The organism is Paenibacillus endophyticus, assembly GCF_014192395.1.
In the GTDB taxonomy this organism is placed as follows: domain Bacteria; phylum Bacillota; class Bacilli; order Paenibacillales; family Paenibacillaceae; genus Pristimantibacillus; species Pristimantibacillus endophyticus.
This window is the reverse complement of sequence record NZ_JACHXW010000022.1, coordinates 37,175-49,200: the sequence shown is the minus strand read 5'-3', so window position 1 is coordinate 49,200 and position 12,026 is coordinate 37,175. Positions and strand designations below refer to the sequence as shown.

At 50.6% G+C, this 12,026-nt stretch carries 9 protein-coding genes; 4 read left to right on the top strand and 5 right to left on the bottom strand.

Translation table 11 applies throughout. The features are described 5' to 3' along the window. The first annotated feature begins 157 nt into the window (after positions 1-157). Entirely contained in the window at positions 158-1,012 is an 855-nt protein-coding gene (locus FHS16_RS25805) for an SDR family oxidoreductase (RefSeq protein WP_183569617.1), read from the top strand. A gap of 104 nt (positions 1,013-1,116) precedes the next feature. Here the strand turns inward: FHS16_RS25805 and FHS16_RS25800 are convergent, their stop codons facing one another. The 4 genes from FHS16_RS25800 to FHS16_RS31975 all read right to left on the bottom strand — a co-directional run bounded on the left by FHS16_RS25800 (position 1,117) and on the right by FHS16_RS31975 (position 6,325). After that, the gene (locus FHS16_RS25800) at positions 1,117-2,796 is read right to left on the bottom strand and encodes a type 2 periplasmic-binding domain-containing protein (RefSeq protein ID WP_183569614.1); all 1,680 of its coding nucleotides are present in this window, start codon (positions 2,794-2,796) and stop codon (positions 1,117-1,119) included. 106 nt (positions 2,797-2,902) lie between these two features. Continuing rightward, entirely contained in the window at positions 2,903-4,510 is a 1,608-nt protein-coding gene (locus tag FHS16_RS25795; RefSeq protein ID WP_183569612.1) for a response regulator, read from the bottom strand. Beyond that, positions 4,491-5,513, bottom strand: a complete 1,023-nt coding sequence (locus FHS16_RS31980; protein WP_312891095.1) for a sensor histidine kinase — start codon at positions 5,511-5,513, stop codon at positions 4,491-4,493. The genes FHS16_RS25795 and FHS16_RS31980 overlap by 20 nt, the downstream gene beginning before the upstream one ends. Further along, positions 5,510-6,325, bottom strand: a complete 816-nt coding sequence (locus tag FHS16_RS31975; protein ID WP_246431967.1) for a hypothetical protein — start codon at positions 6,323-6,325, stop codon at positions 5,510-5,512. Before FHS16_RS31975 ends, FHS16_RS31980 begins: the two co-directional genes overlap by 4 nt. A gap of 145 nt (positions 6,326-6,470) precedes the next feature. Here FHS16_RS31975 and FHS16_RS25785 point away from each other — a divergent pair, with 145 nt between their 5' ends. From FHS16_RS25785 to FHS16_RS25775, 3 genes are all read left to right on the top strand, one after another. Beyond that, complete coding sequence (locus tag FHS16_RS25785) at positions 6,471-7,421, top strand: ABC transporter permease (RefSeq protein ID WP_183569610.1); 951 nt, start codon at positions 6,471-6,473, stop codon at positions 7,419-7,421. Between the two features lie 15 nt (positions 7,422-7,436). Continuing rightward, entirely contained in the window at positions 7,437-8,309 is an 873-nt protein-coding gene (locus FHS16_RS25780) for a carbohydrate ABC transporter permease (RefSeq protein WP_183569608.1), read from the top strand. Between the two features lie 106 nt (positions 8,310-8,415). Further along, positions 8,416-10,620 (top strand): glycoside hydrolase family 3 N-terminal domain-containing protein, encoded by a 2,205-nt coding sequence (locus tag FHS16_RS25775; RefSeq protein WP_183569738.1) that lies wholly within the window; start codon positions 8,416-8,418, stop codon positions 10,618-10,620. A gap of 93 nt (positions 10,621-10,713) precedes the next feature. On the opposite strand, the gene FHS16_RS25770 is transcribed toward FHS16_RS25775, so the two are convergent. Further along, positions 10,714-11,871, bottom strand: a complete 1,158-nt coding sequence (locus FHS16_RS25770; RefSeq protein WP_183569606.1) for an MFS transporter — start codon at positions 11,869-11,871, stop codon at positions 10,714-10,716. Positions 11,872-12,026: the final 155 nt, after the last annotated feature.

Sequence of the window (12,026 nt, the reverse complement as noted above, 5' to 3'; positions counted from 1 at the left end):
TTATCGACTTTGATCGGATTAGGCAAGAAGCTGATTCGAAACGGCTACCTCAAGGCCGTGTTGATGCTCCATACTTAGTAACAGCTAGTAAGCAGCTTGTGAAGACGACAATCCGCTTATCAAGCAGATCCCATAATCATTAGGAGGTTTCTATTGCATGAATGAATCAATGGTTTGGCTCGTTACAGGGGCATCAAAAGGGTTAGGACTTACACTCGTCCAGAAGCTGTTGGCTGCTGGCTTTAACGTTGCCGCTACGTCAAGGTCTGCTGAGGCTTTGCAGGAAGCGGTCCAGCACACGGATGCCAGCCAGTTTCTACCGCTTCAAGTAGAGCTTGCGAGTGAGGAAAGCGTTCAAGCTGCCATTTCCTCCGTCATTAGCCATTTTGGAAAAATCGATGTTGTCGTGAATAATGCCGGATATGGGCAGATCGGAACGTTCGAAACGCTAACGGACCAAGAGATACGCAGCAACTTTGACATTAACGTATTCAGCATCATGAACGTGCTCCGCTACGCCATTCCGCATATGAGGGAAAAGGGATCAGGACATATCTTCAACATATCGTCCATTATTGGATTCAGCGGCGGCTATGCCGGCTGGGGCTGTTACGGAGCCACCAAATTCGCAGTAACCGGCATGACCGAATCGCTCGCTGTCGAAGTGAGGCCGCTTGGCCTTACGGCTACCGTCGTTTATCCCGGCTATTTCCGAACCAGCTTCCTTGCCAGTGATTCTTTAGCGGTATCCTCGGCTTCCAACAGCGAATATTCGGAAGTACAAGCTTCGCTTGATCTTCATACCGATGTAATTGCGGGGAATCAACCAGGTGATCCGGCAAAAGCCGCTGATGTCTTGATCGAAGTAGCTTTATCGGCCAATCCACCGCTGCACTTGTTTCTGGGAGAGGATGCCTATACTGCTGCCCAAGAAAAAATTAAAGAGGTAGCGCAAGCACTAGAGAGCACGAAATCGCTCACCCTTTCGACTTCTTTCGAAGCGCAACGATAAAGCCCAAAGCCTGCCATTTCAATCCGTTACGCATACAAAAAAAACCGGCAAGACCACTCCTGTGGTCTTGCCGGCATTTGGCCGTTCACTTCACGATCGCTTTATTACTTCGAAACCGATTTAAACCAATCGTTCACTTCCGTCGTAATTTGATCGCCGCCGTTTACTTTCCAATTCGTTACGAAAGTATCAAAGGCGTCGATCGGCAGTTTGCCATAAATGATTTTGTTGAAGGTTTCAAGCTCCGACTGGCGAAGCAGGCTCCACTTTGTAATCATGGTAGGCGTAGCCGCTCCCGTAAAGTAGTTCTGCTTGCGAATATCGATTTGCGACATGACGACTTTCGCGGAATACCAGTTTTCCGGCTTGCGGAATTCTGCTGTCTGCTTCTCGTAAGGCGTTTCTGGCGCTGCGCCGTCAGCAAGCTTAACCAGCGTTTTCATATAAAGATCTGGAATACGCGCCGGGCCTGTAATAAACGCAAACTCGTTATTGTAGTCTTTAATTTTGTCCTTGTTGTTCGTTGGCTGTCCGTCAACCTCATCCCAGTCATAACCTTTCGCGAAGCCGAATTCATAGGCTCCGCCAGCCTTAGGATTAGCCAAGTTGTCCAGCAAATAGTTGTAATAGATGAAGAATGCTTCCGGATGCTTGGCATCCTTGTTAATCATAAAGCTGCTGTTCACGCCTGAATTTTGCCATTTCGTTCCGATTGCGCCATCCGGACCTGCTGGGATCGGATAGGCTTTGTATTTGGAGCCTGCTACGTTCTTAAGCAGATCCGGTGCCGGCCAGTCCGGCACCCAGTTCGCGCCTGGCAGAACGCCTGCTTTGCCGTTTGTCCAAATTTCAGCTGTCTTGCCTTCATCCCACAAAGCGGCATCCGGGTGAATATAACCCTTCTCCATCCATTCCTTCAGCTTGGCAAGCGCTTGCTTCGCGCCTGGATTAACGGAGCCGTACTCCAGGTTGCCGTCAGCATCCTTGTTCCATTGCTCTTCTACTGCGCCGTATGCGCCGAAGAGCCAGTCAAGCGATCCCATCCACGTATTCGTATTGTTTTTCAAAGAGATCGCAAGCGGATATACATCCTTGGCAGCCAGTCCGTCCGGATTCTCGTTTTTGAATTTGTCCAAAATGTTATCGAGGTCGGCAATCGTCTTAGGCGCTTCAAGGTTCAGCTTCTCCATCCAATCCTCGCGCAGCCACAATAATGTATCGTCATTGTCGGTATATTCTAGAATCGGCACATTCCATTTCTTGCCGTCCTTCGTGAAGGGATACCACAGCTCAGGATGCTGCTCAGCGTGGTCTTTCCACGTTTGATTCGCATACTTGTCGAACAGCTCGTCTATCGGCAGGAATTGTCCGGAATCGATGAGCTGATTCGTTAAAATCGAGTCAGTCGGCACGAATACGAAATCAGGCAGCTTCTCGCCTGAAGCGATTGCGAGCTGAAGCTTTTGTTTATATTGGTCGTTGCCTGCAGGATACCAAGTATCCTTATGCTTCATGCCGAACTGCTCCAGCATCCAGCGGTCATGGACATTGTTTTCCTTACTGTCGCCGTTTGTATATTTCCGCGGCATGATGACCGTACTGATGTCAATCGGAGGATCATATTTGCCTTTCGCGAATGCTGCATCGGATTCCGACGAAGCCCCTGTATTCGAGCCGGTATTTTCCGTACCTTTATTCTCATCCTTGCCGGCATTCCCGCTGCATGCGCTGACGACGAAAGCCATTGCTACGAGCAGTACTAATGCTTTTCTAAGTTTGTTCATGTTTCAGTCCCCTTTGAAGTAAGATGATCACATAAGCTACTTTACCAAGCAGCAGGGGATGCCATCTATATGACTTTGTTAGTTTCCATAGGACTCTGTCATGTTGTTAAGAACCGATCCGGTAATCCTGCGGTGTCACGCCAAACTGGCGTTTGAACACCTTTATAAAGTATGCCGGCTCCAAATATCCGATCTCCGTACTGATCTCATAGACCTTTTTATCCGTCGTTTTGAGCAAATGACATGCGCGTTCCATGCGAAGCCGGGACACGTATTCGCTTATTCCTTCGCCGGTTTCGATCTTATAAATTTTGGACAAATGCGTCGTATGCAGGTTAACGTGATCGGCAAGCGCGCGCAGCGATACGTCCAAATGCAGGTTTTTTTCCGTAAATGCCTGCACCTTCTTCACGTAATGGGAACGGATGTCGTTAACCTCATTTGCGGTTCCTTCCTTTAGCTTGCGAAGCCCAGACATCGACCAATTGCGCAGCTTGCCAATCGTAGCGAAAGCTTCCCCGCTCTGCAGCAGCTCCATGTCCTCGCCTAACAATTGCTCTAGCTTATGGCCGTTTCGGTGGGCATATCTGGTAAAGGCCGATGCAATCAAGAAGCCCGCCTCCATGCAGTGCTCCCATGAATCCGGCCATTTGAGGTCAAGCTCCTCGAATACATGCGCAAGCTTCTCCTCAAGCGCATCCCAGCGCCCAGCCTCCAGCAGATTGCTGATCGTGGGCGGACTATGGATCGCATCCAAAGCACCTTCAGACACATGCTGGCCCAATTCACTGACACGCATGACGAATTCCCGTTCATCGCCGACGATCTGGCGGAAAGAGGATGCAGCTTTGCGATAAATGTCGGCAAGCTGTTCGGGAAAGCGGAACGGTTCCGTAATGACAATCGAGAGCGAGCCTTTCAAATACTGCTTCACCTTGGCCTGCAGCTGCACAGCCAGCTTCTCAAGCAGCAGTTCCTTCTTGATCTCCGGCGACTCGTCCTTGAATTGAAGCAGAAAGGCCAAATATCCATGCTCCTCCCTTACGCCCCATACTTCCGTGAACTCGCCGAATATTTCTTCTGCGATGTTGATGATCGCAAACTCCATCAGCTGCTGGCCATTGTTCCGGTATTGGCCGAATTCCTCTTCAAGCCGGACGAGAAGCAATGCACAATTCCCCGATTGGATCGGTAACTGATAATTTTCCAGCTTCCGGCTCCATTCATCGGCAGGCAGCTTAGCTCCCCGCAGCGCATCAAGCAGCAGCTGTCCGCGCAGCAGCGGCAAATTTTCCCTAAGCGCATATTCCGTACGCTCCTTGGAGCTGATGCTCTCCCATTCCGCCTTCAATTGCTCGATAGCTGACTTGACTGCGCCGAACAATTCCTCGTCTGTTGGCGGCTTCAGCAAATATTCTACCGCCTTATGGCGCAAAGCCTCCTTGGCATATTCGAAATCGGAATGACCCGATAAAATAATGCATTTGATTCGCTTGTCGCTTTCCCGAATTTTCTCAATCAGCTCGATCCCCGTCATCTCCGGCATTAATATATCCGAAATGACGATATCAATCGGCTGCGTTTCGATAATCTGCAGCGCTTCCTGTGCGGAATACGCTTTGTGAACCTGCTCAATGCCGAGCGTATGCCAAGGCTTGTGCATCGACAAATTGTCTACCCAGTGGGCTTCGTCATCAACGATGATCATCTGCATGTAATGGTTCCCCTTTTATGTGAAGTGGATGGCGCGGCTCTTCCGGAACGGGCATCTGCCAGATGATCTCGGTCCGGAAGCCTCCCAGCGGCGATTTGGTGAAATGCAGGCAGGAGCCGTCTCCAAACTGATGCATGATGCGCTGGTTCGTATTCCATAATCCGCAGCCCATTTCCTCCTGCAGCGGCTCCTTCATTTTGCGGTTAAGCGCCTCCTGCTGCTCCGGCGTCATGCCGGGACCGTCGTCATCGATGTAAATTTTGCATAAGCCTTCCGACACTTCGCCCCTAATTCGAATCTCGCCCGACGAATAGGTTTTGGCAACGCCATGAATGACGGCATTTTCCACAACGGGTTGAATCAGCAAGCGCGGCACCTGCTGCTTCAGCATCTCGCCTTGAATATCGATGGTGTAGTAAATCCGCTCATTGCGCAGCTTCTGAATGTCCAAATAGTTGACGATGAGCTTAATCTCTTCCTCGATGGAGCCCGTCTGCCGCTCCATCCGCGTCGTATAGCGGTAATATGCGCTCAAGTTGTAGGCCATCGATACGACCGCTTCCTGCTCCTTCATCTGTGCCATGTTAATAATATAGCCCAGGCAATTATAGAGAAAATGAGGATTAATCTGCGCCTGCAGCTGCTTCAGCGTCGCTTCCCTTGCCCGCAGCTTCTCGCCCAGCACCTTCTCGACCAGATCTTGAATTTGCCGCGACATTTCGTTGAACCGGTAAAAGAGGAAGGAAAACTCGTTGCTTGCCTTCTCTTTGATCTGTACGGAGAAATCGCCGCGCTGTACGCTCTGCAAGCCGCGAATCAGCTTAATAATCGGACGCTGCACGTTGCGGTATAGCAGCACCGAAGCGGATATGCCTATGGCGAACAGCAAGGCCATCGACAAATAAAACAAGTTCCGGCTGAACGATATCGGGCCGAGCATTTGGTCCAGCGGCACGCTATCAACCAGATACCAACCAAGCTGCGGCGACTTAACGGCGCTCACCAAATAGCTCTTATCCCCAAACGGACGACCTCTTGCTCGGTTCCATCCAGCTGCCTGCCGTCCAAAAAGGCGACCAGCTCGCTTGCCAGCTCCTTGGAAGCGCTCCGATTCAGAATCGGCGCCTCGCCTTGGCGGTAAAAGATCGGGTCGCCTTGCCCGCCCGCTTTGTACGTATCCAGCATATTCTCGATATTCTCATGGCCGAAGCTCGCCTGCACGACGAGATTGCTGCCTTTTAGCGCGCCTTGATGGCCTAACGAATCCGTATAAAACCAATGGAATGATTGCTGATCGTCCGGCACGCTCTCCCTGCCGTCGCCGTATGTCCATGCTCCAGTCATATTGTCGTTCAGATACGCCTCGTCGTATTTGATCGTATCCTTGCTGTTGGATATCGCTTCTTTGTTTTGCTGCGAATAAACCGTGTACGTGACGGGCCAAATGTTCGTAATTCCCGACTGCAGCATCATCTTCTCCTGCACGACGTACCTCGTCTGCATCCGGTCGTAAAGATCATCCCATATGTTTAAGCCGTTGAATTTCTCGACGTTCGGGTCCTTGGAGAACGTAATGACGAAATCGATCGTTTGATTGATCCGCGAGTCGATTTGGCTCGATAGAAAGGAGAGCTGCTTCATATTGGAGCCCCGAAGCTCCTTGCTGATCGTATTCGTTGCGATCTCATTGGAATACGTGAATAGGATAATGATCGGAATGAATAAGACCAGAATCAAAATATTCATTTTTGCAAAAAGACTGTACCTCGGCCCCATCTTCTTCTTCACATACGCTGCGCTTTGGCGTAGTACCATATACCGATCCTCCCCCGGCAAATCTGCCTAACAAAAACCTATGAATCCTAACATTGTCTTATAGTTTGGTGCGGATGCACTTTGTTACTATTTATATCAGGGTTTCAAGTGTTACACAAATATGATTTTACGGAAAGGGAGAACTATGGACTCTAATACCCTATTGCAACCAAACCCTAAAGCTGCTCGGAAATCGAAAAAAGACAACGGCTACAAACAGCCCTGGATGCTGCATCTGATGGTGCTTCCAGCCGTACTGCTGGTCTTCGTTTTCTCTTATCTTCCTATGTCCGGACTTCTTATGGCTTTTCAGGATTATAAAGCCGGGCTCGGCATATCCGGCTCCCCTTGGGTTGGGCTCAAACATTTCCGCTATATGCTTGAGAACGAATATTTTCTGCAAATTACGTGGAATACGCTATTTTTTGCCTGCTCCAAAATCATTATGAATTTGGCTATTCCGTTTATCTTTGCCCTGCTGCTTAACGAGGTCCGGAATATGGGGCTCAAACGCTCCATCCAAACGCTCGTTTATTTGCCTCACTTTCTTTCCTGGGTTACGCTCTCCGGCATTCTGATCGACGTGCTTGCCCAGACCGGCCTAGTCAATCAATTTCTGTCGGGCTTATTCGGCATTAAGCCGATATTCTTCCTCGGAGACGGCTTCTGGTTCCGGTTCACGATTATATTCAGCGATGTGTGGAAGGAATTCGGCTTCAATACAATTATTATCCTTGCGGCTCTATCCGGCATTAATCCGGCTCTGTACGAAGCAGCCGAGGTCGATGGGGCAAATCGGATCAAGCAGACGATGCATATTACGATTCCGGCGCTTATCCCGATTCTTATCGTTGTCGCAACGCTTGCGCTTGGCAACGTGCTCAACGCCAATTTCGACCAAGTGTTCAACCTTTACAGCCCGCTCATCTACCAGCAAGGCGATATTATCGACACCTTCGTCTATCGTGAAGGCTTGCTCAGCGGACAATTCAGCTTCGCAACGGCTGTTGGCTTCTTCAAATCATTCATTAGTTTGATTCTAATCGTAATCTCATACCGTCTAGCCTATAAATTCGCCGGCTACAGGATCTTCTAGAAAGGGTGACCGCTCATGTACCACAAAACCGTATCCTACCGACTATTCAGCACCTTCAATAATGTGCTGCTCACCGTCATCTCGATCGTCTGTTTGCTGCCGCTGTATCACTTGCTGATGGTATCGTTAAGCTCGTCCGCTCCGGCGAATGCCGGGCTTGTCACTTTCTGGCCAGTCGGCTTCACCTTTGAGGCGTATGCCAAAACGTTCGAGAACGCCAACTTCCTGTCTTCCCTCTGGGTATCGGTGCAGCGGACCGTGCTCGGAACGGCATTTGCCATGATCATCAATGCGGTAGCGGCTTATGCCTTGTCGAAGGACTCCCGAGTATTCCGGACAAGAAATATTTATCTGTGGTACTTCGTTGTGACGATGCTATTCAACGGCGGACTCATCCCAGGCTACATTCTCATTCTTAAGCTTGGTCTTATGAACACGCTAATGGCGCTTATTCTTCCAGTGACGGTATCCGTTTATAACGTCATCCTGCTGCTCAACTTCTTCCGCACCGTGCCTAAGGAGCTGGAGGAAGCAGCCTTCATTGACGGAGCCAGCCATATGAGAAGCTTCGTATCCATCTATCTGCCCATCTCCATGCCGGCGATTGCCACTATTTCCCTGTTCACGATGGTCATGCACTGGAATGCTTATTTCGATGGCTTGATCTACATCAAGGAATCGATGGACCTGCCGCTTGCCAGCTTCCTGCAGACGGTTATCGTCCAGGCGGATATGAGCAAGTTCGATCCATCCATCGTTGCCAACAAATCGCAGCGTACGCTCCGGGCTTCGCAAATTTTCATCGGCGCCCTGCCTATCCTGGTCGTGTATCCAATCCTTCAGCGTTATTTTGTCAAAGGCATCGTCATTGGCGCGGTGAAGGAATAGCATCATCCTGCCATCTAACCTAATGAAATCACTTCTATAATCAAGAGAGGTTGCGAACAACATGACGAACCAAACGAATCAAACCGAGGAAACCGAGCAACAAACTATGCAACAATCCAAGCAACAATTCAAGCAACAAACGGGCTCAACCATTTCTTTGCCTGATTTGCTCGCACAAATGACGCTGGACGAGAAAATTGCCCAGCTGATCCAATTAGCCGTTCCTTTCTACGAAGGAGCAGTGGACGCCGGCCTCATTACGGGTCCTATGGAGTCGCTCGGCATTACGGAGGATACGGTTCGCAATAGCGGCTCCGTACTCGGCATGGCTGGCGCAGCGGATACCATCAATGTGCAGCGCATCCATTTGCAGAACAACCGGCTTGGCATTCCGCTGCTCATGATGGCAGATATCGTCCACGGGTTCAAAACGATATTCCCCGTGCCGCTTGCGATTGGCTGCTCTTGGGATTTGGAGCTAGCAGAGCTTAGTGCCGAGATTGCCGCCAAGGAAGCAGCCGTATCCGGTGTTCACGTGACGTATGCGCCAATGGTTGATCTTGTGCGCGACCCGCGCTGGGGACGCGTAATGGAATCCACCGGGGAAGACCCATATCTGAACGCCGAGTTCGCGCGGGCTTTCGTCCGCGGATTCCAAGGCTCCGATCTTGCCGGCGATAGGGACAGAGTGGCGGCATGCGTGAAGCATTTTGCCGCTTATGGCGCAGCAGAAGGCGGCCGCGACTACAACACCGTCGATCTCTCGGAACGCCAGCTTCGCGAGTTTTATCTGCCGGGCTACAAAGCTGCGCTCGACGAAGGCTGCGAGATGGTCATGACCTCATTCAATACGGTCGATGGCATCGCCGCAACGGGCAACGCCAAACTGATGCGCAAGCTGCTCCGCGAGGAATGGGGCTTCGGCGGCATACTCATCTCCGACTGGGGAGCTGTTAAGGAGCTGATCGCGCACGGAATCGCAGCCGATGAATCTGAAGCTGCGGCCAAAGCGCTGAAAGCCGGTGTCGATATTGAGATGATGACATCCTGCTACGCGAAGCATCTCTCCGGGCTGGTAGAGAACAAGGAAATAGAAGAAGCATTAATCGATGAAGCGGTTATGCGCATTCTAACGCTGAAGCAGAAGCTTGGCTTGTTCGAGAATCCTTACCGCGCGGCTGATCCTGAGCGCGAGAAAGAGATCGTATTCTGCGATGCTCACCGGGAAGCATCGCTTGCACTAGCCGTTAAATCCTGTGTCCTGCTTAAAAACGAAGGCGTGCTACCGCTTCAGCCGAGTCAGCGGATCGCGGTGATCGGTCCCTTCGCCCGCAGCGGCGACCTGCTTGGACCATGGTCATGGACCGGCTCTCATGACGCTGTTGTTCGTTTGGCTGACAGCATCAAACATAAGCTGGACCATCCAGCTGAGCTCCATGTTGCCGATGGCTGCGGCATCGAAACGTCAACGGATGCGCAGTGGGAAGAAGCGCGTGCGGCAGCTGAAGCTTCGGATGTCATCGTCCTTGCGCTCGGCGAGCATTCGGATATGAGCGGTGAAGCGGGCTGCCGTGCGAACATCCAGCTGCCTGCGGTTCAGCTCGAATTGATCCGCAAGCTCCGTACGCTTGATAAACCGATCGTCGTTGTGCTCTTCAACGGACGTCCGCTTGATCTGCATGGCGTTTATCATGAAGCTGATGCCATTCTGGAAGCTTGGTTTCCCGGCAGCGAAGGCGGCAACGCGGTAGCGGAATTGCTGTTTGGATACGCTAACCCATCAGGCCGCTTGACGATGTCCTTCCCGTTCAGCGTCGGACAAGTGCCTGTCTATTACAATGCTTACAACACCGGACGCCCGCAAGGCGCGGCCGATGCTCAGGTCCGCTATGTATCGCAATATCTCGATATTCCGAATGAGCCGCTGCTGCCTTTCGGCTTCGGGCTCAGCTATACGGCGTTTGAATACAGCGACGCTAGAATCTCCTCGGACCAGATGGTTATGGGGCAGCCTCTTGAGGTTCATGTTAAAGTAACCAACACCGGCAGCGTCGCAGGTATAGAAACGGTACAGCTGTATGTGCGTGACTTGGCAGGCGAGGTTGTACGGCCGGTCAAGGAGTTGAAAGATTTCCGCAGAGTCGCGCTAGAGCCAGGCGAGACGCAAGAAATTGCATTTACGCTGTCGGAGACTCAGCTTCGTTATTATCACTCCGACCTTAGCCATACAAGCGATAACGGCGATTTCACCGTCTTTGTCGGACCTAACAGCAGAGAGACGACTGCGTTGTCTTTCCAATTAACGAAATAACAAGCTAAAGCAAACAACCAACATGCCATTGCGGCGCGTTGGTTGTTTTTTTTCTATTGCAATCGATCATTATCGAGAAGCCATCGGTATTCTCTATACCGCTGTTGCCTTTCCCTTCTTTTCATAAACCCGGTACAGAACGAATCCAAACAGCATGCCGGCGAATGACATAGCAGCGATCGTTAAATATAACGTTTTCGCACCGAACATGTCGTAGAGCGAGCCTCCCAAATACGAAGCTATAATGCCCGATACGCCGAAGAAAAGCAGCGCCAGCACCGTTTGGCCGGTAGCCCGCCATTCCACTGGCACGATCCGGTATAAATATTGAATCGCTGCGGAGTAGAAGACCGGGAACGTGAGCAGCTGAAGAATTTGCAAATACGCCAGCATATGCGGATCGGTAATCCAAGCCGAGATAAAAAAACGAATAAAGAAAAAGGCTGCCGATATAGCGATCAAGAGCATCTCCTTGCCTTTGCGAAGCCACCAGAAGCTTAACGCAAACACTAGAATCTCGCTGCCTGCCGCCAGAAAGAATGCCAAGCCGACCAGTTTTGGTTCACCGCCAAGCTCCCGAATGTAAATGCCGAGAAACGTATCGTTCATCCGAGCCGGTACGGCGCAGATAAAAATTAGCAGTAGAAACATAAGCGTTTCTTTATTGCTAATGAACTGCTTCAAGCTGCCAAGCGTAACAGGCTTGCCTGTTACCGGAACATCCGGCATCAGCCAGCTGGTGACAAAGCTGATAACGCCAATCGCAACGAACAGCAAAGCGAGACTGTTCGCCCCGAAATAAGACATCACGTATCCCGTAAGCAGCGATGTCACCGCAAAGCCTAACGCGCCGTAAGTCCGAATCGAGCCATAGCTGACGCCTGCAGCCTCGGACATCGAGAAGTTAAGACTTTCCGTAAGCGGATCAATCGGCATCAGGAAGAAGTACAGCAGCATCGCCAACAAGATAAGCAAAATAAAGCTGCTTGAGCTGTAAAGCATATAACCCGCAATGCTCGAGACCACGAGCAGCAGCAGCAATATTTTACGAATCGTCTTCGTTCTATCGCTTATGATTCCCCACAGGGGCTGGGTGATGATGGTTACAAATCCTCCTGTACCGATTATGAAGCCGATTTGCGCGGGCGTAAGGCCCTGCTCGTCCAGATAGACGGGTAAAAACGTAACAAACATAGAAAGCAAAGCAAAATAAAGAAAATTAAAGCTTCGCAGCAATCTTAAGGCCGGCATACAATTAAGGCTCCTCGCTGTTCATGGAATCCGCCGCGGACGGCATTCGAATTCCTATTCATTCGTTGGTTGCATTTATTCATTATAACAGATAAATAACGAAGCCCTCATAAGAGCTTTACTCTAAATGCTCCCTGAGCCACATTGAGAGCACT